Source organism: Brevibacillus sp. AG (assembly GCF_028369215.1).
GTDB lineage: Bacteria > Bacillota > Bacilli > Brevibacillales > Brevibacillaceae > Brevibacillus > Brevibacillus porteri.
Genome location: NZ_JAQMYO010000002.1, coordinates 68,562 through 92,630, shown reverse-complemented (window position 1 = coordinate 92,630; position 24,069 = coordinate 68,562). Strand labels below are relative to the sequence as shown.

General features: G+C 46.9%; 28 protein-coding genes and 2 tRNA genes. 15 read left to right on the top strand and 15 right to left on the bottom strand.

Annotation, left to right across the window (positions count from 1 at the left end):
- Positions 1 to 59 precede the first annotated feature (59 nt).
- Positions 60 to 902, bottom strand: a complete 843-nt coding sequence (locus POF51_RS05640) for a hypothetical protein (protein ID WP_139135950.1) — start codon at positions 900 to 902, stop codon at positions 60 to 62.
- 398 nt (positions 903 to 1,300) lie between these two features.
- The gene (locus POF51_RS05635; RefSeq protein WP_170831633.1) at positions 1,301 to 1,447 is read right to left on the bottom strand and encodes a hypothetical protein; all 147 of its coding nucleotides are present in this window, start codon (positions 1,445 to 1,447) and stop codon (positions 1,301 to 1,303) included.
- A gap of 410 nt (positions 1,448 to 1,857) precedes the next feature.
- Between POF51_RS05635 and POF51_RS32160 the strand changes: the two genes are divergently transcribed.
- Both POF51_RS32160 and POF51_RS05630 read left to right on the top strand, forming a co-directional pair.
- Entirely contained in the window at positions 1,858 to 1,974 is a 117-nt protein-coding gene (locus POF51_RS32160) for a putative holin-like toxin (protein ID WP_442869504.1), read from the top strand.
- A gap of 117 nt (positions 1,975 to 2,091) precedes the next feature.
- A complete protein-coding gene (locus POF51_RS05630) occupies positions 2,092 to 2,919 on the top strand; it encodes a hypothetical protein (RefSeq protein ID WP_069851363.1) in 828 nt (275 codons plus the stop codon).
- A gap of 253 nt (positions 2,920 to 3,172) precedes the next feature.
- On the opposite strand, the gene POF51_RS05625 is transcribed toward POF51_RS05630, so the two are convergent.
- The 4 genes from POF51_RS05625 to POF51_RS05610 all read right to left on the bottom strand — a co-directional run bounded on the left by POF51_RS05625 (position 3,173) and on the right by POF51_RS05610 (position 5,602).
- Complete coding sequence (locus tag POF51_RS05625; RefSeq protein ID WP_271754307.1) at positions 3,173 to 4,039, bottom strand: hypothetical protein; 867 nt, start codon at positions 4,037 to 4,039, stop codon at positions 3,173 to 3,175.
- 373 nt (positions 4,040 to 4,412) lie between these two features.
- Positions 4,413 to 4,488: transfer RNA gene (locus POF51_RS05620), tRNA-Val, on the bottom strand.
- A gap of 25 nt (positions 4,489 to 4,513) precedes the next feature.
- Positions 4,514 to 4,590: transfer RNA gene (locus POF51_RS05615), tRNA-Ile, on the bottom strand.
- Between the two features lie 418 nt (positions 4,591 to 5,008).
- On the bottom strand, positions 5,009 to 5,602 hold the full coding sequence (locus POF51_RS05610) for a phosphatidylglycerophosphatase A family protein (protein ID WP_069851368.1): 594 nt from the start codon (positions 5,600 to 5,602) through the stop codon (positions 5,009 to 5,011).
- A gap of 180 nt (positions 5,603 to 5,782) precedes the next feature.
- Between POF51_RS05610 and POF51_RS05605 the strand changes: the two genes are divergently transcribed.
- Positions 5,783 to 6,487 carry an alpha/beta hydrolase gene (locus POF51_RS05605; RefSeq protein WP_069851370.1) on the top strand — a complete coding sequence of 235 codons (705 nt, stop codon included), beginning with the start codon at positions 5,783 to 5,785 and terminating at the stop codon, positions 6,485 to 6,487.
- Positions 6,488 to 6,489: 2 nt separating this feature from the next.
- Here POF51_RS05605 and POF51_RS05600 read toward each other — a convergent pair whose 3' ends face one another.
- On the bottom strand, positions 6,490 to 6,648 hold the full coding sequence (locus POF51_RS05600; RefSeq protein ID WP_017250308.1) for a hypothetical protein: 159 nt from the start codon (positions 6,646 to 6,648) through the stop codon (positions 6,490 to 6,492).
- Positions 6,649 to 6,793: 145 nt separating this feature from the next.
- Here POF51_RS05600 and POF51_RS05595 point away from each other — a divergent pair, with 145 nt between their 5' ends.
- The 5 genes from POF51_RS05595 (at position 6,794) to POF51_RS05575 (ending at position 9,942) form a co-directional block, all read left to right on the top strand.
- Positions 6,794 to 7,303 (top strand): YjcG family protein, encoded by a 510-nt coding sequence (locus tag POF51_RS05595; RefSeq protein WP_017250309.1) that lies wholly within the window; start codon positions 6,794 to 6,796, stop codon positions 7,301 to 7,303.
- A gap of 78 nt (positions 7,304 to 7,381) precedes the next feature.
- Positions 7,382 to 7,837, top strand: coding sequence for a GNAT family N-acetyltransferase (locus tag POF51_RS05590; RefSeq protein WP_069851372.1), 456 nt, complete (start codon positions 7,382 to 7,384; stop codon positions 7,835 to 7,837).
- Between the two features lie 333 nt (positions 7,838 to 8,170).
- Positions 8,171 to 8,686 (top strand): TetR/AcrR family transcriptional regulator, encoded by a 516-nt coding sequence (locus POF51_RS05585; RefSeq protein WP_271754299.1) that lies wholly within the window; start codon positions 8,171 to 8,173, stop codon positions 8,684 to 8,686.
- Positions 8,687 to 8,795: 109 nt separating this feature from the next.
- Positions 8,796 to 9,218: a DUF3995 domain-containing protein gene (locus POF51_RS05580; protein ID WP_069851376.1), complete on the top strand. Its 423-nt coding sequence runs from the start codon at positions 8,796 to 8,798 to the stop codon at positions 9,216 to 9,218.
- A gap of 253 nt (positions 9,219 to 9,471) precedes the next feature.
- Positions 9,472 to 9,942: a DinB family protein gene (locus POF51_RS05575; protein ID WP_069851378.1), complete on the top strand. Its 471-nt coding sequence runs from the start codon at positions 9,472 to 9,474 to the stop codon at positions 9,940 to 9,942.
- Positions 9,943 to 10,174: 232 nt separating this feature from the next.
- On the opposite strand, the gene POF51_RS05570 is transcribed toward POF51_RS05575, so the two are convergent.
- Complete coding sequence (locus tag POF51_RS05570) at positions 10,175 to 11,020, bottom strand: PHP domain-containing protein (RefSeq protein WP_069851380.1); 846 nt, start codon at positions 11,018 to 11,020, stop codon at positions 10,175 to 10,177.
- 106 nt (positions 11,021 to 11,126) lie between these two features.
- Here POF51_RS05570 and POF51_RS05565 point away from each other — a divergent pair, with 106 nt between their 5' ends.
- Positions 11,127 to 11,489: a hypothetical protein gene (locus POF51_RS05565; RefSeq protein ID WP_017250316.1), complete on the top strand. Its 363-nt coding sequence runs from the start codon at positions 11,127 to 11,129 to the stop codon at positions 11,487 to 11,489.
- Here the strand turns inward: POF51_RS05565 and POF51_RS05560 are convergent.
- The gene (locus tag POF51_RS05560; protein ID WP_069851382.1) at positions 11,459 to 12,388 is read right to left on the bottom strand and encodes an MBL fold metallo-hydrolase; all 930 of its coding nucleotides are present in this window, start codon (positions 12,386 to 12,388) and stop codon (positions 11,459 to 11,461) included. The two genes, POF51_RS05565 and POF51_RS05560, sit on opposite strands and share 31 nt — an antisense overlap.
- A 9-nt stretch (positions 12,389 to 12,397) precedes the next feature.
- On the bottom strand, positions 12,398 to 13,120 hold the full coding sequence (locus POF51_RS05555; protein WP_069851383.1) for a YitT family protein: 723 nt from the start codon (positions 13,118 to 13,120) through the stop codon (positions 12,398 to 12,400).
- Between the two features lie 285 nt (positions 13,121 to 13,405).
- On the opposite strand from POF51_RS05555, the gene POF51_RS05550 reads away from it, so the two are divergent.
- Together POF51_RS05550 and POF51_RS05545 are read left to right on the top strand one after the other, a co-directional pair.
- Positions 13,406 to 14,770 carry a hemolysin family protein gene (locus POF51_RS05550; RefSeq protein ID WP_069851385.1) on the top strand — a complete coding sequence of 455 codons (1,365 nt, stop codon included), beginning with the start codon at positions 13,406 to 13,408 and terminating at the stop codon, positions 14,768 to 14,770.
- A gap of 71 nt (positions 14,771 to 14,841) precedes the next feature.
- Complete coding sequence (locus tag POF51_RS05545; RefSeq protein ID WP_069851502.1) at positions 14,842 to 17,256, top strand: UvrD-helicase domain-containing protein; 2,415 nt, start codon at positions 14,842 to 14,844, stop codon at positions 17,254 to 17,256.
- Positions 17,257 to 17,405: 149 nt separating this feature from the next.
- Here POF51_RS05545 and fabI read toward each other — a convergent pair whose 3' ends face one another.
- The 3 genes from fabI to POF51_RS05530 all read right to left on the bottom strand — a co-directional run bounded on the left by fabI (position 17,406) and on the right by POF51_RS05530 (position 19,208).
- Complete coding sequence (gene fabI, locus POF51_RS05540; RefSeq protein ID WP_271754290.1) at positions 17,406 to 18,179, bottom strand: enoyl-ACP reductase FabI; 774 nt, start codon at positions 18,177 to 18,179, stop codon at positions 17,406 to 17,408.
- Between the two features lie 96 nt (positions 18,180 to 18,275).
- Entirely contained in the window at positions 18,276 to 18,443 is a 168-nt protein-coding gene (locus POF51_RS05535) for a hypothetical protein (protein ID WP_017250321.1), read from the bottom strand.
- Between the two features lie 39 nt (positions 18,444 to 18,482).
- Complete coding sequence (locus POF51_RS05530) at positions 18,483 to 19,208, bottom strand: ZIP family metal transporter (protein WP_271754287.1); 726 nt, start codon at positions 19,206 to 19,208, stop codon at positions 18,483 to 18,485.
- Between the two features lie 233 nt (positions 19,209 to 19,441).
- Here POF51_RS05530 and POF51_RS05525 point away from each other — a divergent pair, with 233 nt between their 5' ends.
- Positions 19,442 to 20,059, top strand: coding sequence for a MerR family transcriptional regulator (locus tag POF51_RS05525; protein ID WP_271754283.1), 618 nt, complete (start codon positions 19,442 to 19,444; stop codon positions 20,057 to 20,059).
- A gap of 154 nt (positions 20,060 to 20,213) precedes the next feature.
- The gene (locus tag POF51_RS05520; RefSeq protein ID WP_069851387.1) at positions 20,214 to 21,302 is read left to right on the top strand and encodes an HD-GYP domain-containing protein; all 1,089 of its coding nucleotides are present in this window, start codon (positions 20,214 to 20,216) and stop codon (positions 21,300 to 21,302) included.
- A gap of 41 nt (positions 21,303 to 21,343) precedes the next feature.
- On the opposite strand, the gene POF51_RS05515 is transcribed toward POF51_RS05520, so the two are convergent.
- On the bottom strand, positions 21,344 to 22,024 hold the full coding sequence (locus POF51_RS05515) for a TerC family protein (protein ID WP_017250325.1): 681 nt from the start codon (positions 22,022 to 22,024) through the stop codon (positions 21,344 to 21,346).
- An 86-nt stretch (positions 22,025 to 22,110) separates the two neighbouring features.
- On the opposite strand from POF51_RS05515, the gene POF51_RS05510 reads away from it, so the two are divergent.
- Both POF51_RS05510 and POF51_RS05505 read left to right on the top strand, forming a co-directional pair.
- Complete coding sequence (locus POF51_RS05510) at positions 22,111 to 22,632, top strand: hypothetical protein (protein ID WP_017250326.1); 522 nt, start codon at positions 22,111 to 22,113, stop codon at positions 22,630 to 22,632.
- Positions 22,633 to 22,846: 214 nt separating this feature from the next.
- Positions 22,847 to 23,320, top strand: coding sequence for a chemotaxis protein CheW (locus POF51_RS05505; RefSeq protein ID WP_069851389.1), 474 nt, complete (start codon positions 22,847 to 22,849; stop codon positions 23,318 to 23,320).
- A 62-nt stretch (positions 23,321 to 23,382) separates the two neighbouring features.
- Here the strand turns inward: POF51_RS05505 and POF51_RS05500 are convergent, their stop codons facing one another.
- Positions 23,383 to 24,051, bottom strand: a complete 669-nt coding sequence (locus POF51_RS05500; protein WP_069851391.1) for a hypothetical protein — start codon at positions 24,049 to 24,051, stop codon at positions 23,383 to 23,385.
- Between the last annotated feature and the right edge of the window lie 18 nt (positions 24,052 to 24,069).

The following is a 24,069-nucleotide window of genomic DNA, read 5'->3' as shown; positions in this document are numbered from 1 at the left end:
ATGCAAAAAAAACTCATTCCTACTCATTGTTCAAGTTGGAAGGAGCTTTTGAAAGTTTATCAAGTGTTTGAATTGTTTTGTGTCTGATTTGTGGTTGTATTAAATGCTTCTTGAACTGTTGTCGGAACAGGTCCCAATGACCAATCAGCGGGATTGGCAGGGGTATAACCTAAGCCAGCAGCATCATCCAATTTTTCTATCGCTGAATTTCCTATTAAAGTCACTCTGCTTCTAATAGGAATCGAGTCGACTGTAGCCCTAATTCTAGTAGAGACACCTGCTACACCGTTCACAATCAAACTGCCTTTTATAGCGAAACTTAAGAGGTCGAATGGATCGATTGGAACGGTTCCATTTGCAACATTCACTACTACATCGCCATCTGTCCCTCCACCAATTAGATGTACTTGAGTATCGTATGGAACGATAGAATTTATTGTGATGACGGGTTGGGGTAACGGTAGAGGAACACCTCCAACATATGAAGCGAACATTGTAACATTTGCACCATTCTGCGTATAGCCACCAAATAACTGGGAGTCGCGGATATTAATCTGACTAAGAAAAGTACTATTTCCTGTAAATACTGGTGTTGGAGTAAAATTGATACTCACAAAGAACAATCGACCCGTAGAAGGGGTAATTGCATTGGTTGTAAAGTTAAAATCAAGGGGCGCTGTCAATAAAGATAAATCCACAAAGCCAGAACGATTATCAACATTTAGGTTTCCATTCCAGGATGGGTCATTTATATCGAATGGAATCGCTAGTCTGGTTAATAATGTACTTGCTCCAATTAATTGGACGTTTGCCTTCAAGTGAATAAGGGGTTCTGTGTAGGTTCCTGGTCCTATAGAAATATCATAACGTTTTGTCGGTGAAGCATCTACAATGAACGCCATCGCCCTTGTCACAGTTAAAAAGGGGTTACATTCCGTACCATCACCAGTTGTATCATTCCCGCCCTTATTAACGTAAACAATCTGAGTTGCTACTGGTGGAGGATCTATACACCCTGGACCAGGGGGGCCAGGAGGACCTTGTGGACCGGGGGGACCCGGGGGACCAGGAGGACCGGGGGGACAAGTGCATCTTGGGGGGAAAATAGGTTGACAACCCCTTGGTGGAGGTCTCCAGCAATTATTGTTCATCGGAATATCAAGCCTCCTAATCATAATGATTTCACATCGACACTATACTATGCAAGCCAACATCTGAGGTGTAAAAATCAGGGAATTTTCCAAACCTGTTTTATGGGTAAAAGTCCTTCCCCCGTTAACCGGAAGGAGGGCTTTCGCTTTTAGAATGCAGATAGAGCCAATTCAAAAACCTGTTGGAGTTTCTGGACTTGCTCCTCTGAGAGTAGCCGGTACCCTGCTCCTACAATTGCAGGAGCTCCCCCGACGATCATCAAAACTCCTTGTTTCTTTTTGCTTGTTTTATCCATGAAACTCATCCTCTCAATATTACTGACAGCATCATTCAGAAAGCAGGTGTACGAAGATTCGCTTTCATGATTTGTCATCTACTACCGAATCTCTAAAAGACACCGCTGATGAATTCGGTAAGCTCTTCAATAAATCGCAGAGTAACTGATATTCGTATCAAAACACCATTCGTATCAAAAATGGACAAGTCTAAATAATACAAAATAATAAATACCCCTTGTCTACCAAGGGGTTTGAGTTTTCATATTATGGTGATCCGGACGTGGTTCGAACCAGCACACGAAATAAAGGAGGAGAATCGCTTGGACGTAGAAAAGTACATCTTGTAATTGGAAATAAATGGTATACTGATCCTACTCAATAGAATAGGCTTGAAAGAACGTTTGGCTATCCTCTCGGAAGGGAAGTGATGCCTGTGGAGGTTAGAGATGCTTTGACGCTTATGATTGGTTTCGGCATGTTGATTATCATAAACCTCCCTCCCAGGAAAGGTAAGAAGATGAGCGTTTGCCCGAAAAATGGTTAATTTTTTGATTAGCATTAACAACGTTACTAATTTCTAAACGAGGATATTTCTTGCAATGTGACTCACTGTTCAACACTTTTACATCTATTTTGAAGCTAAATCTAGGAGGAGTTTGAAATGAAAAAAGTCACAAATGCAATAATCGTTGCAACAGTATTATCAGTAGGTTTTTTACCGGGGTTGCAAAAGGAAATGTCTGTAGCGGCTGCGGTAAAAAATCCAAGTCCAACTATAGAACAAAAGAATCCATACTTTGTCGCTGGCATTGATGATGCGAATGCATTTGAGTCATATTTTACTAGTCTGCAAAAAGAGATAAAAGCTGGAGACAAAAATAGTGTGGCGAATCGTTTCGAATTCCCGTTGACTGTAAGTAGCGAAAAGAACGGTGAAGACATAGATATAATAATTAAAACCAAGCAAGAATTTATCCAAAAATATGATCAAATTCTAACCAAAAACGTCAAGGATGCTTTTTTAAACCAAAAAGTGAATGAGCTTTTTGTGAAATATAGCGGGGTAATGGTTGGAACAGGTGAGGCTTGGATTGCACCAAAAAATACACAAGAAAATACGAAAGAGCAGTACTCTGTGTATGCCATTAACGACAAGATGATCGGAGTGAAAGTCGATCAGGATGCTACAAATCCAATGAATAAAGATGCGTTTACTTTTTACGTAGACAAATTCCAAAAAGGTTACACACTTGAGAAGATGGAATGGAAATCAAATGAGAAAACGATTGTGAATACAGTTGAACAAGCGGTGGAGAACGATTTTTCTGAGAGTAATGAACCTAAATTTACGATCGGTGGCTCCTTGCAGATACTCAGTTTTAATTATGATGCTCAAAAGATGAAGGGTCAGAAGGGTGTCCTAACGCTCACTTTTAAAAACGAAGCAAATCAAGAATTGGTATGGAAAAAGGAAATTGTACTAAAGTAACAGTTGGGTATTTGAGACTCCCACCTCTAGAGGCAAGCGAAACCTTGGGAATCAGTGGGATTTTTAAGTGGTATTCGGAAGATGACCTTTCTGCTTTAGAAATTCTATACTTCTTCATGCTCATCAATCTACTTCTTGTTGATTTTAGTGATAGGTAGAACATCTATGATATTCTCTAGACAGGCAGATGAACATTAAAAAGAAGACTATCCCAAATTCAAGAAAATGACTGAGGGATAGTCTTCTTTTGCCTTTATTCTTTTTCTTCTACCTTTTCAATAACCCAATCGCCTTCGCCATCATTTTCACGATTTGAAGATATCTTGTTGTTTTTATTGTTTTTGGAGCTGTCTTCTTTACCAAAATAAGCAACTACTTTTTCACCCTTACCGCGCTGGAGCAATAAGAGTGCCTTTTTTTCATTCTCATGTACCAATATCAAAGGAACACTATCTCCACCCTTTTTGGGGAATTCTACTGATTGGATAAATAATGAGGTAACATCTCTAGAGGTTAAAGAACCTGGAGGTTGCTCTTTTAGTGATTCATATTGAGAACTATCACAAACAATCCACTCATCCTTATTTAAATTGTGTGCTTCCATGATGTCATCCCAAGTATTTTCTAACTGCTCTTGATATTCTGCTGAACGTAAATGTTGAATGTCACCCTTTTTGGAGCTTGATTCTTCAGCACGCTCTGGCGCAATTGCTTCCTGACCCTTTTTAAGTTTATCCTCACTGAACTCCTTGACATGATCTCCATTGTTATCTTCTATTCGATGTACAGCATTTACCTCCCAATTACTACTCTTTTTCTTATTTGGATGGTCTTCTGTGATTGATACCCTAAAACCATTTCTTGAGTTGGATGCCTTATCTAAATATTCACCATCTCGGAATACTTCGTAATAAACCTTTACAGATTTAACATCTCCTTCACCTCTTGTAAATCCATACACATCTGTAACCGTATCAAGTGGATCACCATCGTAAACATCTATACCGTAAGCATCGAACCAAACATCTTCTGAATACGCACTTGCAAAATTAGAAAGCCCAATAACCCCAAGGAGGGTCGTAGTTGCTAAAGATGCAGCTACAATTTTTTTGACCTTCATTCTTGCCATTCCTTTCCGTTGTAAATTCTTATATTTGTTATGACGCATAAGTTGTTTTTACGTTTCAGTGGTATTTTTTTCACTTCACAATAATTGTCCCTCTTATAATTACCTAAAATTTACCATACAAATATAACGTAGCACATATTTATATCTTTGTATATATTTACCATATACACTTCTGAATGTCAGTTAATTCCACTAATTAAGCATCATGATCGGGTACTGGTCTTCATGATTTTCTACATTGTTTTTTGACTTCTTTTGACTCGATTCACTATTCATCGTAGAATATGGAGGGTAGTGACTGTGGCTAATCAAAAGCATAAAATAAAAAACCCTTGATTCCTCAAGGGTTCTAACGTTCATACTATGGTGATCCGGACTGGGTTCGAACCAGCGACCCCCACCCTGTCAAGATGGTGCTCTCCCAACTGAGCTACCGGATCATGGGATATGTGTGTGATCGTTTAATGGTGGGCCCTGTAGGACTCGAACCTACGACCAATCGGTTATGAGCCGACCGCTCTGACCAACTGAGCTAAGGGCCCGAATCGTATCGGACGTCGATCACATTTATTACTATACAGCATCGTAAAATGGATTTCAAGAGGAAATGAATAATTTCTTGTAAAAATTTTCACTCGTACCAAAAGAACACTAAGAAACCCAGTGATATCAGTCTTGCTTTTACCATGTAAAAAGCCTAGTCATCTCGTTTCAGCTATATGTGCTTACCCAAGACCCAACAAAAAAGCCATTCCCCACCGCTGCGACCCACATCCCCCCTACTAAACATGGGGATTACCTACTTGATGGCATCACATCAAACATGACGCCATCAAGCATATGAGCTACACCGGTAAAGAATTGGCTTCTGCCAGTCTAAAGGCGATCCAATAAAGGGTACAACAACAAACAAGATAATTAGGTAATGATCGAGACAAACTTCCTCATCGCAACCCTAACCTACCCCGCCTGCTCCGTCCCTTTCCCTTTCTCCTCGACACGCAGCTCGGCTTCCTGTTGCTTCAACGCCTCACTTCGTGTCAACTCTGCCTCCTGCTCATCTCTCATCCGATGGGCCATCCGGCTAGATGCATTGGCTGCCACGCTCGCCACGAGGTCGTCCAAAAATGTGTGAACACGTCCCTCTCCCGACTTGGTATCCAGCCTTTTAATCACCCCGACCTTGTGCTTATCCAAATGGCCAAAGGTGGTCACCGCGATACTTCCATATCCAAATACGGAGCCTAGCGCCAATGTTTCGTCGCATCCGAACAGTCCTTCATCTGACGCGATGATAGATTGGAGCGGCTCGGACAAGAGGCCCTTCTCTGCTAACGTATCCAACTCAACGCCAACCAGGATGGCGTGCTGCATTTCCCTTTTTTCCAAGACCGCTTTCACGCTCTCTATGCACTGCGCCATCGTGAGATCTGGATGGTAAGGCGATTGCATGAGATAGACGATCTCTGCGATATCATCCATCGTCACTCCGCGTTCTGCCAAACGTGCGAGAGCAGCGTTTCTGACTTCGATGCTGTGTACTTGCTTCTTCATATAAGAGACAACCCCTTCCACAAATCGAGTGAAGTCGTTTCCTACCATAGTATCACACGCTGACCAAATTGCGACAATCTTTCGCCCACAGCCTGACTGACCCTGCACCCAAACTGTTGGGCATGCCCGCTCACTCCTGTATAATAATGAACAGAAGATCCCAATAAGGAGGACACCGCAGTGGCCCTTGAGGAAATCATCTTGGAAAGCCGGCATTTGGGGACGCCGGAAAAGCTGATTATCTACACACCCCAACGCTACTCGCCGCTCTACTCATATCCAGTCCTTTATGTGCAGGACGGAGAAGATTACTTGGCAATGGGCAGGATGGCTTCTTTACTAGATCAATTGAATCGGGACAAAGAATTGCCTGATATCATCGCTGTCTTTCTCCCGGTCGAGAAAAGCAAACGGAACGACCGCTATCATCCGGATGGCAAGGAGCATATGGCCTACCGTCGCTTCCTCGCCGATGAAGTCGTGAGCTATGTCGATACGCATTACTCCACACATCCTTTGGGGAACGCACGAACACTTCTTGGCGAATCTTTGGGCGGGGTTGTCTCTCTGTTCACTGCTCTTCACTATCCACATACGTTTGGACAAGTTGCCTGCCAGTCGATTGCCATGGACGCAAAGTTAAATCGTCTGATAGCTGACGCTGAATTTTCCGTGCCGCAGACCATTTATTTGGAGATCGGGACGGAGGAAACGGCAGTAAGCACAGGCCGCGGTACATTGAATCTTCTAGCGGCCAATGAAGAACTGCGCGAGATTTTGGGCACGAAAAAAGCCACCCTCGTTTATGAAACGTTTGAGGGTGACCATACGTGGGGCCACTGGCAGCGCAATCTGCCGCGTATGCTTAAGACGCTTTACGGGTAAACTTACCGTGGCTGTTCTTCTTGTGGACCTTCATCCTTGATAGTCGATACGAGTGCTTCTTCGAATTCTCCTTTTCGTATCGCAGTCAAGATCGTGAAGGTCAGCACAGACAGTAGAAGCAGAACGAGAAAAATGAATGTGATCATCATAGCCGTATACATGCAGTGCGGCACCTCCTTGCACTACACAGTCTTTCCTTTGACACAAGGAATATACAGACCCACGCTTAACATTACACAAATGAAGAATTTTCTGTTAAAATAATATCTTGTAGAGCATGATAGATAGTAAGGAGGAGTGGTTCAGATGATGTACAGTATCGTAATATTCCCATCTAGCAAGGTGCAAGAAGTAGCCAATTCTTACCGGAAACGTTATGACCCGGGCTATGCTTTGGTTCCTCCGTATATCCGTTTGAAGGAAGCCTTTGAGCTGGACGAAGCCAAGCTTCCTGAGCTGGTGAGCCATCTGGAGCAGGTTGCCTCCTCTACCGACAGCTTTTCGGCTCATTTCCATCGGGTATCTTCTTTCCACCCTACGAACAACGTGATCTATTTGGCTGTGCAAAACAAAGAACCATTTAACGAGCTGCATCAAAAGATTGCCAATCAGTGTGTGAATGAAAAAGAAACCTACGCATACGTACCGCATCTGACCATCGGGCGCGACCTGTCCGACGATGAGCTGCGGGATGTAACCGGCCAACTGAGCATGGCAAAAATTGACCTGAACAGCGAGATTGATCGCTTCCACTTGGTTTATCAACTCGAGGATGGCATCTGGAGCGTTTACCAGACTTTCCTTCTCAAAAAATAAACACCCTTTCCTCAATCATCACCCCTCCCTGCGTATCCGTCGTAGGGAGGGATATTTTCTAACAAAGGACGAATACCGATGAACCTGCAAACCTACCAGATCCAAAGAGTCACCAATGAACAAGAATTGGCGGATGCCCTGTCCGTACGCCGAGTCGTTTTCATCGAGGAACAGGAAGTACCAGAAGACTTGGAGATAGATGAGCACGACACACTGGATGGCGGGACGATTCATTTTGTGGCCTACCGCGATGGAAAGCCAGTGGGTGCAAGCCGTATCCGTACCTACGCACCTGGGGTAGGAAAAATTGAACGGGTAGCGGTTGCCAAAACAGAACGCGGTACCGGACTCGGCCGCCAAATCATGCTCGCGATAGAAGAGCTGGCCAAACAACACGGGTATGACAGCCTGAAGCTGAACGCGCAGACGCAAGCCCAACGGTTTTATGAAAAGCTCGGCTATGAACCTTTCGGCGACTTGTTTGATGATGCGGGTATCGAGCATATTGCGATGGTCAAATCCATTCGCGAATAACAGAAGCTACGTGCAGCTCCATCCCTCAGATAGAAAAACAACCTCGTTTTCGCTATGATCATCATGCGAAGCGAGGTTGTTTTTCATTGGAATCCGATAAAGGTATGAAATCACCTGTGGTTTCCATTCCCTGTTCCGTTGACACTCCATTCATTTTTATTTTGCAGGCGAGATGATCCGACGCTACATGAGAGTCTATCGCTCTTGATTGCGATTCTAAAGTTTTACACTCGTGTGAATATCAATACAAAAGCCAATGCTTCTTGACACTTCACACCCGGTGGAATAACATGGAACCAGAAACATACGATACCGTATCTTTTGAGGTGAACCATGCAATACGTACGTGAAGATTGGATTCGGGCAGGGCTCGATATGTTGGCTGAAGCAGGCATTGACGCTGTTCGTGTGGAACCTCTCGCCAGAAAACTGAAGATCAGCAAGGGGAGCTTTTATCATCACTTTCCAGATCGTCAAGCGCTACTGGACTCCATGATCGATTATTGGGAGGAGCATGCGACGGAGCGGATCATTCGAGCGCCACACGCGGACAGCATGTCGTTGGAGCAGCTGTTGTCGAGTGTTTTTAACAGCGAGCGAAAAATCGAAGCCGCTATGTACAACTGGGCGAAACAAAATCCTGCCCTTTGCAAACGTCTCGTGGAAATCGAGAAGCGTAGGATCGACTTCGTCGCTTTTTTGTATGAGAAAAAAGGGCTGGCTCCAGCTGATGCAATAGCACGCGCTCAACTCGCATACCTCCTCTATATCGGTTGGCTCGTGCGCAGAGAGCTAAAAGCGCCTTTTGATATGTCCGAGCCCTTGCATCATTTTATGACTTGGATTTGATTAACCCTCTCTGCCTGATAAACTAAACTGCCCGCAGGGATTTTTTTACCCAAAACATACGGATGCGTATCTTTTCAAAAATCATTACGAATCAGTAGGAGGCATTCCCATGACGCATGTTTTTTCTATCTCATCTGCTTTCTTCTTAGTCTTCGTATCCTTGCTCCATTTTTATTGGGCCTTCGGAGGAAAATGGGGGACCGATTCCGTCATTCCCACAACAGCCGATCATTCTCGTCGGACCTTTTCCCCTCGGAAAGGCGGAACGATCGTCGTTGCCTGCTTGTTGACTTTTGCCGCTTACCTTTTGCTTGCCCAGAGCGGTTATCTCCCGCCCGTAATAGCCGCTTCTTTCATTCAATGGGGTTGCATTGTCTGTGCCGCTGTATTTGTCCTACGGGCTGTGGGAGACTTCAACTACATTGGCTTTTTTAAAAAAGTAAAAAATACGAAGTTTGCCCGTCAAGATACGGCATTGTTCACCCCTCTATGCTTGTGGTTAGGGATATCATTTCTGCTCGCATTGTTTTAAGTTCACAAAAAACCCTCTTCCCTTGTTCTGAGTAATTAAAGTTGTGGACTGAAAAATAAAGTGTTAGACGGGCAGTTTTGCTTAATCTCTAAAGTCCCAATAGTGGAATAAACATTTTGGGACTTTCCGAAGAAATCACTTTAGGGTGACTTATTGTTGGCTAAAACCCAGAAGGTACTTGTTCTATAACGAAGAATAATAATTATTATCGAATGCACCCTCCCACAAAAATAATGATGAAGGAGAGGATCGGATGGAAAAGTTGATCGAGGAGTATAGCCAAGACTATGCGCTGCTGCGAGAAGCCGTCGAAGGATTGTCTGAGGAAGAGCTGCGTTTCCAACCTGCACAGGACAAATGGAGCATCCATCAGATTGTGATCCATGTGACCGATAGCGAAGTCCTGTCGACACATCGGCTGAGAAAAGTCTTGGCGGAGGAAGCACCGCTACTACTATCATTTGATCAGGAAGCCTGGGCGGATAACCTAGGATATGAACGGTTGGACTGCGAGCAGCATCTGCTCCTGTTCCAAATGCTGCGGGCCAGCATGCTGCCGCTTCTGGCAAATCTGACTCCCGAGCAGCTTGTGCGCGTCGGGCAATATCCGGATGGAGCGCGGTTCACGTTCAAAGAGCTGCTGGAATTTCGCGTCCGGCATGTCCGTGACCACCTCGCCCAGATTGAGCGGGTAAGGCAGGCATATCGGGAGGATAGGGTATAACACTAAATGCTAGTTGTGATTAAGCTAACGGGTTCGATACTTCAACAACACTGCAGGGCTGCCCACATAAATGGATTTTGCGGCCTTTGCTGCGCTAATGTGGGGAATAACAGAATAAAGTTGTTTGTTGTACGGTCGAAGGCAATGATTAGCCAACCTTAGTGTTAGCGCAAAATAAGAAGCCTCAGATTAAGACTTTATTTTTCAAGTCATAGTCTGAGGCTTTTTAAATTTACGCCTTCCGCTTCGCCGCAATCGCACGTATCTGTTCAACAGCATCCATCGTTGCGGTATGAGAGCCGAGCATCGCATGAAACGGCTCCTCTCCACGCCAGCCATGGAAATCAGAACCGCCCGTTACAACAAGTCCGTATTGTGCTGCCCATTTGCTGTAGCGCATTTTTTGTACCTCATCGTTGTCCGGGTGGTTCACTTCAATCCCGTCCAATCCGAATACAATCAACTCCTGGACCAGCTCATCATCATCATACAGACCCGGGTGAGCTAGCACCGCCACTCCGCCAGCCTCTTTGATCAGCGTGATTGCTTCCTGCGGGGTAATTCGTGGAGGATTGACATAAGCCGCTCCCCCTTTGCCCAAGTACTTATCAAAGGCCTCCGCGATCGTCGAAACGACCCCCAGCTCAATCAGTTCTTCTGCAATATGCGGTCGCCCGATGTTTTTGTCCGTGCCCTGCTTGCGGCGGTATACCTTTTCCAATGAAATGTCGATACCGAGCTCCTGCAGCCGTGCTATCAGCAGTTGGTTACGCTCATGTCTTGTCTCTCGCAAACGGAAGAGACGCTCTTCAAAAGCTGGGTCTTCATACGGGACAAAATAGCCGAGAACGTGAATATCCTGCCCCTTCCCTACGGAGCTCACTTCGACTCCCGGAATGATTTCCACGTCGAGTGCGCGGGCAGCCTCCATTGCTTCTGGAATCCCTGCTACCGTGTCGTGATCCGTGATCGCCAGTGCAGCAAGTCCAGCCTCCTTCGCCAAACGTACGTTTTCCGCAGGCTCGCAGGTACCGTCTGAAGCCTTTGTATGTGTATGCAAATCTGCTATAAGTTCCATCCTCGTCCACTCCTTCTTTTCTTTTTCTACAAGTCTGAATTGATATTGCCGTACATAGTATGAGAATAAGTTCGATTTCTCAATGGTTGAACCGAGGAGGATGTCCATGCGGTTAAAAAACAAGACCCTTACCGGTGTCGTTCAGCCACTCTCTTATGTTGACAAAATGCTGCGGCAACAAGGCTTTCATCGATCAGGCGGCGACAGTATGCCAACGTACGATGTCGTCATGTACGACTCCGCCAGCAGCAGCGCGTATTTTTTGCGCATCCCGACGAATTACACCAGCACAACGACCGGAAAAGGGGAACTGAATGTCAAACTGGGTCATCCGTATTTGGAAGCAAAGTTTTATATGAACACCGCATCCGAAGAAGTTTTTTTCATTCCCAAGGCCGTCCGCGAAGCTGCAGAGCATAAGCTAGCAGAAATCGCCGATTACCTTTCTGCTCCCTCCGCTCCATCCTGAACAATTCTCCACAACCACCGATTATGTTCAAACCGGTATGCCACCCTCTTTGTTTTTTGAAGCCCGACCAAGTAACCCATAAACGCCGTCCGAAACAGGACGTAGCTCGAAGCATTTTCTATGGAAATGTGTAAACGCTCACACAGGAGAGTTAATGCTTCTTCTGGTGTTCTCTCCTCTACTAAAATGTCGCAGATCACCGAGAAAATCCGCTCATGCCAAGCAATATTTTTGTTCACGGCATCATGAGAGGTGGTGGTATATGCTCCGTGCCCAGGCAAGTATCCCCTGTAGTTGGTTGCAAGCAGTTTATGAAGACTGAGTAGAGTCTCATGCGCATCCACAAGAAACGGCAGCTTGTGCTTTTCCAAAACCTCTTCGCCTAAATAACTGTCGGCAGCGAAGCAAATCTCGTCACAGACGACGCCAACCTGTTGCCAGCTATGCCCCGGCAGAGAAAGGATAAAGAAAGGTACGCCATCTATCTCGATCCCTTCATCCAGTGGAAGGAGGTGGTCCACCCGAGAAGGTTGCGCCAGCAAAAACTTGTTTTTGAGATCCTCAAGTGGTGCTGCACCCACGTTCAAGTAAATGGGCTCAAGTATCGGATTCCGAATGATCGCCTCTTCCAGCGGTGGCGCATAGACCCTTGCTTCAGGCCAGCATCCGAGCAAGTAGGCGTTTCCACCGAAATGGTCGGCATGAGAGTGTGTCTGAATGATTGCACACAAGGGCTGGGCGATAGCGTCCAGTCCTTTTTTGATTTTTTTTGCGTTTTGGGTATCCAGACCAGAATCAATCAGGATTGCTCCATGCTCACCAATGACGAGGCCTATGTTAACATGACCGGGAAAATAGCCGACACGCTCCGTTATCATTTGAAATGCTTGTCCAGACACAACAGTCCCTCATTTCATCCTTTTCCTATTTATTTTCTCCAAAATATCGCCTTCCCCTTCCCCGTTCCTATTTCTCGTGTTCGTGTTTACATAGAGCCGCGACGAGCGATCATCCATTTTGCGCGAAAGAAGCGGGCCAATGATCGTATACGGTGGTAAAGGTCGTCCGAGTCCACTGAACATATGCGTAGTCGCTGCCACTGCGACGATCGTCAGCAAAGAGAAAATCATTCTCTCCATCCCGATCGTCTGAATCGAGCCGAGTACGATCAGCCCATCGATTAGAAAAATCAGCAAGGCAATGCGCAGTTTGTATCGTCTGGCAAGAAATTGCGCGAGCAGGTCTGTCCCGCCCGTATTCGTCTCGTAGGCAAGCATCAAGCCGATCCCCATGCCAATTAACACGCCGCCAGTAATTGCGGAAAAGGATGTTGACCATAGATTCCAACCACGCATATCCGAGAGAATATCTATAAAGAAAGCAGAAATTAGCATGCCGTGAAAGCTGTGAAAAAACAATCTGCGATCATAAAAAAAGACGATGACATACACAGGAATACTTACCAAAATCATCACGAGACCCGGAGGCATCTGCATGTAATACGTCGCCAACAAACCGATCCCAATCATGCCCCCGTCCATCAGGCGGTGCGGAACCAAAAACAGATTGACTCCTATGCCTAGAAGCACGCTTCCTGTGAGAATCGCTACACTTTTTTGCAGCCAGTACACGTTGCTCCCCTCCTTGGACCGTGCTCGTTTATATTTATGATCAGAAAGAAGCAGGTATGTCCAAGCATTGCCTAAGAATGCGCTCGTTCAAATCGGAACGTTTTGACTGTTCGGTTGACCTATTGGTATACTTACGAGTAACAAGAAAACCTGAGGCATGGCTCATGAAAAGCATATCCATTGCAGGTTTTAGATCGAATATTTATCCGTTTTTGGTCGTACATGTAAAATACCATTATCGTATCGGAGGTGAATTCTCCACCTTTCGCACTGCGGGAGGCGGAGGTGTGCTTGGAGAGTCCGATAGGGGAGATTACGCTGAATCTGCTGCTCGTGGTATTTTTGGTTCTTCTGAACGGCTTCTTCGTCGCAGCAGAATTCTCGTTGGTAAAAGTTCGCCAAACACGTCTGACCCAGCTCGTCAGTGAAGGCAATAACAAAAGTGCCCGCTACGCGCAAAAAGTCACGCGAGAGCTCGACGCCTATCTGTCCGCCTGCCAGCTCGGAATAACGCTGGCTTCATTGGGGTTAGGCTGGGTAGGTGAACCTGCCGTCGCCCATTACGTCGCGCCCGTCATGGCATTATTTCATTTCCCAACTTATTTGGTCGGTCCGACCTCACTTGCAATCTCCTTTGCTATTATCACATTTTTACATATCGTCTTCGGAGAGCTTGCGCCCAAGTCTTTGGCGATCCAAAAAGCGGAGGCCACTTCCCTATGGACTGCTGCACCACTCATGTTTTTCTACAAGCTGAGCTATCCGCTCATCTGGTTTTTAAACGGAGCAGCCAATTTACTGATCAGACGCCTTGGAATCGAGCCTGCCACCGAAAACGAATCTGCTCATACAGAAGAAGAAATCCGCCTTCTCATGAACCAGAGTCATAAAAGTGGTCACATTGACCAGACCGAGATGGCGTTGGTTGACAATGTCTTCGTGTTTTCCGAACGTCTTGCCCGGGAAATTATGATCCCACGGATTGATATGATTTGCCTTTACGACGACAACACGTTTGACGAAAACCTCGAAATCATGAGAGAGTCTCGCCATTCACGCTTTCCCGTCGCCCATGAGGATAAGGACAGGCTGATTGGCTTTGTGCACACCTCAGATTTTTACCTCTCTGCGTTGACGACAGGAAAGGCTGAGCTAAATGATTTTCTCCGCCCTCTATTGACGGTGCCGGAGTCTATGGAAATTAGCCATGTCTTGCGCTTAATGCAAAAACGCCGCTCCCAGCTCGCCATCGTGATTGACGAATACGGAGGTACAGCAGGGCTGTTAACGATGGAGGACATTTTGGAGGAAATCGTCGGTGATATTCAGGATGAGTTCGATGAAAATGAGCGCCCTGAAATTGAAGAAAGCTCCTGCAATACGCTCTCGGTTTCCGGCAAAACTCTCTTGACAGAACTGAATGATTACATATCGATTGAAGTCGTTTCCGACGAAGTCGATACCATTGCCGGATGGCTCTACAGCCAGTTAAATGAAGAGGTCGCGAAAGGCAAAACCGTCACATTCCAAGGCTATCTTTTTGCGATCAGTGAACTGGAAAACCATCGCATCACACGGGTGAGCATCACGTATTTGGGAGCAGAAGATTCGTCCGCTGTCCCGGAGGACATCGTGTCGCTGCACTCCTAATCGAAAAGAACAACCATAATGGCAAGTGTCCCCTGCCGACAGGGGGCACTTCTTGTTTCCGAGGTGTCATGATGAACTACGCTTTACTAGACAACAAACCCATCCTGTTGCTACCAGAGAACTACAACCGCATACCGTTTTGGCGCATGGCTGCCCGGCAGGACAAGGTACGCTGTCCAGCCTGTGCATCAGCGCTTCGTCTTCATGCTGGCATCAGCTTTGAGCCGCATTTCTTCCATCCTGAAGGAGCAGAGTGCCCGCTTCTGACGGAAAATGGTCCTGCTCCTCTCGATTCGCTACAAGCGATTAACGAGACGGCTGCCACTGCCTTTCAGGCTGTCTTGACTGCTACGGCCGAAAAGGATCACAGCGACAGCGACGACAACACGAAAGAACCACTCGCTTTCTCAACCAAGGAACACAGCGCATCCATAGACGAAGTAGATACAACGACCATCGGCTCCTTTCGCCTTCCGAAAAAGAGAACGATTGGCACGAGCACGACGCCTCCCCCGCCAGCTCCGAAGCCACCGGTTTTCCGCAAACGCTTGATGCCGAAGAAGACCATCTCTCACATGGCTGAGCAAATGCGTGATCAACCGCTGCATCCGGGACAACAGCAAGCGGTGCACGCTACCGAGGGACCTTTTCTCATCCTCGCCGGAGCCGGAAGTGGCAAGACGCGCGTTATGACGGCTCGCACGACTCACTTGATCTGTGAGTTGGGCGTAAAGCCGAATCAAATCATGGTCGTGACCTTTACGACCAAAGCCGCCGATGAAATCCGTCAGCGCATTGCCCGGCAGCTACCCGCTGGACAAGCACGTGAGCTGATTGCCGGTACGTTCCACAGCATCTTTTACCGAATGCTCCTGCATCACCAGCCAGAACGCTGGGATCAGCAGCGCCTCTTGAAAAAGGATTGGCAAAAATGGCGGTTGATGCGCGAGACTGGCGCACTGCTCGGTCATGATGACCTTGCCACGTTAAAAGAAACAGAGATCACCGAAGCACTCGGCATTATCAGCCGTTGGAAAAACGAATACATCCTCCCCCATGAGGTCGCGTATCGGGAAGCAACGAACGATGCAGAAAAACGGGCGATCCAGCTATATCCTCTGTACGAGGCCACGAAGAAAAAGCATCATTGGTTTGACTTTGACGACATGCTCATTGGCTGCTACGAAATGCTGCGCGATGATCCAGGACTCCTGCGCCGTTATCAGGAACGTATCACCTATGTGATGGTCGATGAGTTTCAGGATATCAATCGCATTCAGTATGAGACAGTCAAGCTGCTAGCCGCTCCACAAAACAATTTGTGTGTCATCGGGGATGACGATCAGTCCATTTACGGCTTTCGCGGCAGTGATCCCCAGTACATCTTGGGCTTCACCAAAGACTTCCCGAAGGCATCGACATTTACACTCGAGGTCAACTACCGTTCCCATTCCTCGATTGTCAGTCTTGGCTATTCGCTGATCGGTCACAACCGGGAGCGTTGGGCAAAGGAATGTCAGTCCTTTCATCGCGAGGAAGGCGACACGTATTTATTCGAGCCGGAAGACGAAGAAGAACAAGCTTCCCGGATCGTCGATGAAATTATCCATCGTCGTGAGCAAGGAGCCATTTTGGGTGAATGCGCGATCTTGTACCGCACCAATGAATCTGCACGCCCCATTTTAGAGCGTCTGAGCGAAGCAGGGATTCCTTTTCATTACACCCAAGAGGAGGATTCCTTTTACCAACGCCAGACGGTTCGCTGGACGCTGAATTACTTACGGCTCGCGTTAAACCCGGATGACACCGATGCGCTTAAAGAAATATTGTCGACTCTCTATATCTCAGCCGAAATGTGGAATGCCTTGCGCAGCCAAGCAATCATCGAGGACAAGCCGATTCTGCACGTTCTTCCGCATTTGACACAGCTCAAACCGTATCAGCGCAAGCACATGCAGCAAATCAATGAGATTCTCACCGCGTGCAAGGACGTTCCACCTGCTCAGGCATTGGAGCTCATCTTTGAGGATGGCAAACTGCGCGACTATCTAAAAAAACGGGCGAAAGACCGGGAAGATGGCCGGGAACGTTGGAGCGATGAGCTGCAGCAAATACTGGCAGCTTCCAAGCGTCATGCGACAATCAGCGATTTCTTGGCTTATATCGATCAAATGGCCCGACAAGAAAAAGAGTGGCGCACGATGCGACCACTCCCGGACGAAGCTGTTCATGTTTTAAGTATCCATCGGGCAAAAGGTCTCGAATACGATCACGTTTTCTTGCCCGATCTGGTAGAAGGTGCCCTTCCTCATGAGTACACATTGGATGAGCTGCGAAAAGGCGGCTCCGGTGCTCTTGAAGAAGAACGTCGTCTCCTATACGTCGCGATTACCCGGGCCCGTCACAGCTTGTGTATCGGTATCCCCCGGGAGCGATTCGGACGAAAGACCCGCACCTCCCGCTTCATCGCCGAGATGGGCAGGTAAGTACTGAAAACCGCCACCCATATAAATCAAGAATTCTTCCATGTTCGTAATTAATGGAAACATAAAAAACAGGCCCCCTTTCACGCATTTTGGGTATAGTATGCGAGAAACAGGGGCCTGTTATTCTTTTTCGGGAAATTTGCTTCTGGTTAGCCGCCCATAATGCTGTAGCCAGCATCGACGTGCAGAATTTCACCCGTGATTCCTCGGGAGAGATTGCTGAACAAGAAGAGAGCGGTGTCGCCTACTTCCGATTGGTCAATCGTGCGGCGCAATGGCGCTTTTTCCTCAATTTCCTTCAGCACGGAGTTGAAATTGCGGATTCCTTTTGCAGCAAGCGTACGGATTGGACCAGCAGAGATCGCATTGATACGAATGTTCTCTTTGCCCAAGTCGTTTGCCAAGTAACGAACAGATGCATCAAGCGCAGCTTTGGCTACACCCATTACGTTGTAGTTTTGAATCACGCGCTCACCGCCAAGGTACGTCAAAGTCACGATGCTTCCGCCCTCGGTCATCAAAGGACGAGCAGCACGAGCAACTGCTACCAGGGAGAATGCGCTAATGTCTTGTGCCAGTGCGTATCCTTCACGGGATGTGTTGACATACTCGCCTTCGAGCTCTTCGGTTTTCGCAAACGCGATGCAGTGCGCTAGACCGTGAATAACGCCCACTTTTTCTTTGATCACAGCAAAAGCCGCTTCGACATCCTCATCCTTCGTGACATCGCAATTTACCAACAGCGACTCTACTCCCAATTTTCCCGTGAGTGCCGCCACGTTTTCACGCAGACGCTCCCCTTGGTACGTAAAAATCAGATTCGCTCCAGCATTATGTAAGGATTGCGCAATTCCCCAGGCAATGCTGCGGTGGTTTGCTACGCCCATGATGACGATGTTCTTTCCTTGCAACAATGTATTCATTATGTATCTGCCCCTTTCCCAACTTATTCCCCTGCATTATAACCGATCTTGTCCATGGATACGAGGGGATAAACGAGAGGGGCCGTACAAAAACATTTAATCGGTACTTCCGGCCTGATCGGTTAGCGCAGTTAGAGCTTCAGAGGAAGCCCACGATTCCTGCAATGGATTCAACGATGTCCCCATGACCGGGAATTCAGTCAGTGACTGTAAGAGATCGTCTGTTTGCAATTGCTCTTGATGGTTCATACTGTCAGTCCACACTCCCTTCCTCCAGACTAGACTGGCTAGGAATGGGACCTTTTATGCATGCAAGTGGTTCGCGTGTAAAAAGGCAGACAAAATCAAATACACGGCCATGGCACCAACAAAATAAGCTCCGTACTGTGCCTTTTTGGTTTGTCCGATATAAGGGACGAGATGGCTAGCGGATACATACAAAAAGATACCGGTCGTCATGGCCAACATAATGCCAGACCAATTCGAAGGAAACATTTGCTCGGCAAAGCCAAAACTGAGAGCTCCTGCAATCGTCGCGATTCCAAGGGATGTCGCCCCCCAAAATGCTTTCTTTCTCGAGTTGGTCGCTGCCAGCAAAAGAGAGGCAATGGTCACCCCATCCGGAATTTTGTGCAGCAGCATCGCCACCAACACCGATACCCCTACTTCTGAATCCATCTGCAAGCTCGCGACTAATGAGACCCCTTCGACAAATGCATGCAATAAAAAACCTGTCATGACCCCAATGATTCCCGTGGAGCCAAATTCTCCGCTAGACTTGCTGATTAGTTCCAGAGCAAAAAGCATCACAAAGCCAACGAGCACAAATGGCATCAACCACAAGCTCTTGTCAGAAAAGACATGTGGCATCAAATCTAGCAGCGTAATTGCCAGCAGTAGCCCAGCCCCCGCACTGATCATCGCAAACAATGCCTCGGATGACCAGGCACGCAAACACAACAGCAGTCCCCCGATACTGCTCGCCAAGGCAGCAGTCAAAAGGACAATCCAGAAAACAGATTGCATCATCCGGTCCTCTCCTCACCCAACGAGCAAAAACATGGTTTCTCCTTCCATATGTACGCGCCTGTCCCGGTCATTATGAGCAGTCAACCAAATTTGACAAAATACGACGATCTGTCCGAATCGGACGAAAGATCACTAGTTTTTAGAACCTTTGTCGATTCTCTCTTACCCGGAAAATTTTGGTGCTATAATGAGTCCACCGGGAATACCGAGAGGAAAAAAAGGAGTGATTCTGGATGGATGTACAAGTTTGGATGGCTTCAAAAGAGGTAGCTGATCGCCTTGATGTGCATGTTCGTACACTGCGTAACTGGCTGGACTTGTTCGTACCTGCACAGGAACGTCTGAAAAATCCGCAGGGTCACTATTTGATCAGCGAAGCAGGCTTTGAACTGCTCAAGGAAGTAAAGGAAAGAAAAGACAGCGGCAACAGCTCGTTAAAAGATATTCAGCGCCAACTGATAGAAGAAGGACGTCTGTCCGAGGAAATGCTCCTGGAAGAAGAACTCACAGGTGCAGAAGAAACCGCCGTTACGATTAGCGCCACAAACAAGCTGGGAACAGGCATGCGAGAAGTGGAAGTGACTGTCCACGAGACACTCGTCCAATTTCAGCAGGAGCTCACACAGCTCTCCTCTATGAATCATATGCAATCGACCATTCTGCAAAAAATTGCGGATATAGAAGAAATGCAAGAGTCCCTTCGCTTGGAAATGCGTCGTGTTACTTTTGAACTGGATCTCATGCAGCAGCGCTTGACTCGTCGCAAGGAGCGCTATGCCCGCTACGAACCTCGCTGGTCACTCAACCCTTTCCGCTGGTTTACACGTTCAGAACGCGCAGCCGAGCAATAATCGTGTTTTTTTATACGGAAAAAAATGACAATTAAGAGAATAACCTCAACAGCGGTAGTCTCCCCATGTTCTACTGTGATAAAATGGTACTATATGAACTGACTGAAAATCAGGACTATTTACATTCCACCATAAAAGGACTGGGGCTTTCGTTGTGAGAAAATTGCATATTACTTCGGTAAAGCCTGGCGATGTCATCGCCAAGAGCGTGTTCCAGGAAAATGGGAACGTTTTGTTGGGGATCGGGGTACAACTAACCCCTCGATATATTGAACGGCTTGTTCAATTGGGAATTGATACCCTTTACATTCAAGACAAGCACACAGAAGATATCATGCCGGAAGATGTAATCCGCGATGAGACGCGTAAAGAAGCCGTGGATGCCGTGTACAAAACGATGACCACCCTCATGGATCAGCCGCAGATCAAGCGCCGTACGTCCGTACCTGATTTCGGGAGCAGTTTTCAAAAGGTTTTTCGGGAAATCTTTCAAGATTTGAGCAGTCGTAAAGATATCTTGGTCAACCTATCCAGTCTTCACGTATTGGATGGTTACCTTTTTCACCACGCAGTCAATGTCGCCGTTTTGTCTGGTGTGGTAGGGATGGCCAAAGGCTACAACCAACAACAGATGATGGAGTTGGGCATTGGTGCGCTTTTGTTCGACATCGGCATGACACAGGTTCCTAAGGAGCTCTGGACCATGCGTACGGAGTTAAGCGCAGAAGAACGACAACGTGTCCAATACCATACCGAAGAAGGCTTCAATATTTTGCGGAATCAACATAATATCTCGGTCGTCTCCGCACACTGTGCGTTGCAGCACCACGAGAGATACAACGGAACAGGATATCCCCGTCAGCTCTGTGAGAAAAACATTCACGAGTATGCACGAATCGTGGCAATCGCTGATGTTTACGATGCCTTGGTTTCCCCGCGCCCATTTCGGAAAAGCTACTCGCCGAGTGATGCTACCGAGTATTTGTTCGCTACAGGAAACACCTATTTTGACCTCGACCTGCTCAAGCTATTCCTGCAGCACGTCGCTATTTATCCAATTGCTTCAACTGTAATGCTGAGTACAGGGCATACCGGGGTCGTTTCCAAAGTGAATCCATTGGCAGTGAATCGACCGACGATCCGTATTCTTACCAATGAAGATGGATCTGAAGTAGCCTCCACCTATGAAGTCGATCTCTACGATAAAGAATGGATGAGCGTGACGATCGTCAAAACCTTATAGGCCCGCGACAAAGCTGAGATTTATTATTCATCTCAGTTTTTTCATGCGTGGGTACGTGGTGTTTTCGTACGTTGCAAATATCCCGCAACTAACACGAGAGCGACCAATCCAATTTTGATCGCATATTCGAGCCAAGCCCTCCCCGCGATCCACTCATGCATCGTATCATCCATTAGAATCATATTCACCGCTGTTACAGCCAGGACACCTGAACCAATATAAACAAGCCATACAAAGCGCTCCATTGCTTTTAGAATGAGCTGGCTGCCAAAAATCATGAGAGGCACACTGATCAAAAGGCCCAGCACGATGAGGACGATATCTCCTTTCGCTGCCCCTGCAATGGCGAGTACGTTATCCAGTCCCATCATCACATCTGCCACCACAATCGTCTTGACCGCTTGAACCAAGTCTTCACTCGAGCTGATTGCTTCCTCTCGCTCGTCCTCGCGTAACAGGTTGTAGCTGATCCATAGCAGGATAATTCCGCCGATCATGTACAGATACGGGATTTTCAGCAAATAAACAGCAAGAATCGTAGCGATCACGCGTACGATGATAGCAAGAAACGTCCCCCACAATATGGCTCGTTTTCGTTGTTCGATAGGAAGCTTCCGACAAGCGATGGCAATGACCACGGCATTATCTCCACTTAATACGAGGTTGATGGTAATGATGAGTAGCAGCGACGAAAAAAAGGCAGATTCAAACAAAGGATGCACCCTCCCAGAACTTTTTGAGCCCTACTCGCCACCCTTGTACGGTGCCCCTGATTTTTTGTATGATGGTAACGAGGAGGGTTGTCGAAATGTCGAAACAATTCGTTATAGAAGCGATCATGTTGGCTATCTACGGGGAGTTGATGGTCCCATCGCAACCAGTAGAATATCTGATACCCGCGTCGACAATCTATGAATTGGACGAATTTATCCAGAGTCCTGAACCTATCATGCCCTACTCTGCTGATGATCAGTATGTTCGGCGGATTATGAAAGAAATGAGCCAATTTTTTGCCGATCCATTCAATCGCAAGCGAATGGAAAAAGGACTGATAGCCCCATGGTCCAAGGTTCCCTTTTCTTTTCCGAACGGTGTGACACTGACGGTCGTAAAAGTGGAGGACAACGCCATGTGGGGGGAGATATTTGATCCCGTAGAGACACAGCTATTATTGACGGCCATGAAGTTTGAGGTCCCACTTCTCACAGACCAGCCTGATTATCAGGATCGGATATTGGAATATATCGTGCCTGTTCAATTTTACGATGTGGATGATTTTGATTTCGCGCTTGAGCAAGGAATCTCATTGAACGACCTTCGTGAACCATAATCAAAAAAACAGACCGACGAGCCTGACGCTTGTCGGTCTGTTTTTTTGTTACTTTGGAGTCAGCATGACCATTGTTGTTCTCGCATCCTTGCAGATCATCCCCTGAAACTAGTTCATAAGTCTTTGCCTGTCACAAAAAAACGTCCTGAATAGGTTTGTCCATGGTACAATATGGGTAAAGACATGGAAAGCGGTTCGGGGAGGAATAGTGCACATGGAATTGACGAAAAGAAGCAATGATTTGGAGGCAGAAGTAGCTGTTGACCAACAGATTTTGTTTAAAATGGGGAATGAATATTACGGACTGTCGATTTCACTCGTACGTGAGATTATCAAGCCACTTCCCATTACACGTTTTCCAAAATCTCCACCTTATGTCGAAGGAGTCATTGATCTGCGTGGGCGGATCTTACCGATAATCAACTTGCGGAAAATGTTTGATTTGGAACCTTTGGAGCAAACGGATGATACTCGCTTTGTCGATTTGCAGATGGATGGGTTGAACATCGGGATTATCGTAGATGCGGTCTCGGAGGTCATGAATATTCCGCAGAACTTGATCGAGCCTGCACCACCGATTATCGCTGGTGTAGAGGGCAAGTATTTGCACGGCATTGCCCGTTTGAACGACAAGCTGATCATGCTGCTCGATGTGGATGAAATTTTTGGACAGTGGAAAAAGAAGTAAGCGGCAGTGTAAAGCCCAGTGCGATGATGCACTGGGCTTTTGTTCTCTTTATTCGTTACTCCCTACTCTCTGCCTCCGCTTGCTAAATACGCATAGTTCACCCATACCATCTCTTCGATTCCCAAAATTTCTTTGAACAGGTCAACCGAGTCGTACAACAGTGAAGCTCCTGTGTCGTCATCGACGTTCGTCAACAACTGCAGATCAAAAAGGGAACGTAACTGCTGAATCTGCTTCGGACCCACGATCCGACCAAATGACTGCGGCTTGATACGTGTGATCCCTTTACCTACCTCGCGCCGATACAACTCCGAACGCACTACCCTCTCCAGTATGTCTTCATACTTTTGCCGAACGTCCTCGCTTTCTACGATTCCTTCCTGCAGGTCAATCTCTGGATAAAGCCTGCCAAACTCGACTTCCGCCATTTCTACATCGAGCGAGTAGCTGATTGTCGCTGACGCAACCTCGTAGCCTGCATCGAACAAGCGAAAGCCCCAGCCGTTGTCCTCAGCGTCATGAAACCAGAGGAGGGGTACGAATTGCTTGGACAGTCTCAGCAAAAAATCAAGCGTCGTGGAGGTTTCCAGCCACTCATCCTGCAGGAAAAATGCATTCCAGTCGATGTTGACGTTTCTGTGGAAGTATGGCTGCTCTGTCTTGGATAAGGCAATCAGCACTTTCGGTTCGTATTTGCGTGGATAAAGAATGCCGGTCGTGAACTCACCCATCCGTTTTCCACCGCTTTC

Bases quoted from the DNA above. Each gene is read 5' to 3' on its own strand.
- POF51_RS05640 (WP_139135950.1), bottom strand. From the start codon at position 902: ATGGCGTTCATTGTAGATGCTTCACCGACAAAACGTTATGATATTTCT.
- POF51_RS05635 (WP_170831633.1), bottom strand. From the start codon at position 1,447: ATGGATAAAACAAGCAAAAAGAAACAAGGAGTTTTGATGATCGTCGGG.
- POF51_RS32160 (WP_442869504.1), top strand. From the start codon at position 1,858: ATGCCTGTGGAGGTTAGAGATGCTTTGACGCTTATGATTGGTTTCGGC.
- POF51_RS05630 (WP_069851363.1), top strand. From the start codon at position 2,092: ATGAAAAAAGTCACAAATGCAATAATCGTTGCAACAGTATTATCAGTA.
- POF51_RS05625 (WP_271754307.1), bottom strand. From the start codon at position 4,039: ATGAAGGTCAAAAAAATTGTAGCTGCATCTTTAGCAACTACGACCCTC.
- POF51_RS05610 (WP_069851368.1), bottom strand. From the start codon at position 5,602: ATGAAGAAGCAAGTACACAGCATCGAAGTCAGAAACGCTGCTCTCGCA.
- POF51_RS05600 (WP_017250308.1), bottom strand. From the start codon at position 6,648: ATGTATACGGCTATGATGATCACATTCATTTTTCTCGTTCTGCTTCTA.
- POF51_RS05595 (WP_017250309.1), top strand. From the start codon at position 6,794: ATGATGTACAGTATCGTAATATTCCCATCTAGCAAGGTGCAAGAAGTA.
- POF51_RS05590 (WP_069851372.1), top strand. From the start codon at position 7,382: ATGAACCTGCAAACCTACCAGATCCAAAGAGTCACCAATGAACAAGAA.
- POF51_RS05585 (WP_271754299.1), top strand. From the start codon at position 8,171: ATGCAATACGTACGTGAAGATTGGATTCGGGCAGGGCTCGATATGTTG.
- POF51_RS05580 (WP_069851376.1), top strand. From the start codon at position 8,796: ATGACGCATGTTTTTTCTATCTCATCTGCTTTCTTCTTAGTCTTCGTA.
- POF51_RS05575 (WP_069851378.1), top strand. From the start codon at position 9,472: ATGGAAAAGTTGATCGAGGAGTATAGCCAAGACTATGCGCTGCTGCGA.
- POF51_RS05570 (WP_069851380.1), bottom strand. From the start codon at position 11,020: ATGGAACTTATAGCAGATTTGCATACACATACAAAGGCTTCAGACGGT.
- POF51_RS05565 (WP_017250316.1), top strand. From the start codon at position 11,127: ATGCGGTTAAAAAACAAGACCCTTACCGGTGTCGTTCAGCCACTCTCT.
- POF51_RS05545 (WP_069851502.1), top strand. From the start codon at position 14,842: ATGAACTACGCTTTACTAGACAACAAACCCATCCTGTTGCTACCAGAG.
- fabI (WP_271754290.1), bottom strand. From the start codon at position 18,179: ATGAATACATTGTTGCAAGGAAAGAACATCGTCATCATGGGCGTAGCA.
- POF51_RS05530 (WP_271754287.1), bottom strand. From the start codon at position 19,208: ATGATGCAATCTGTTTTCTGGATTGTCCTTTTGACTGCTGCCTTGGCG.
- POF51_RS05525 (WP_271754283.1), top strand. From the start codon at position 19,442: ATGGATGTACAAGTTTGGATGGCTTCAAAAGAGGTAGCTGATCGCCTT.
- POF51_RS05510 (WP_017250326.1), top strand. From the start codon at position 22,111: ATGTCGAAACAATTCGTTATAGAAGCGATCATGTTGGCTATCTACGGG.
- POF51_RS05505 (WP_069851389.1), top strand. From the start codon at position 22,847: ATGGAATTGACGAAAAGAAGCAATGATTTGGAGGCAGAAGTAGCTGTT.
- POF51_RS05500 (WP_069851391.1), bottom strand. From the start codon at position 24,051: ATGGGTGAGTTCACGACCGGCATTCTTTATCCACGCAAATACGAACCG.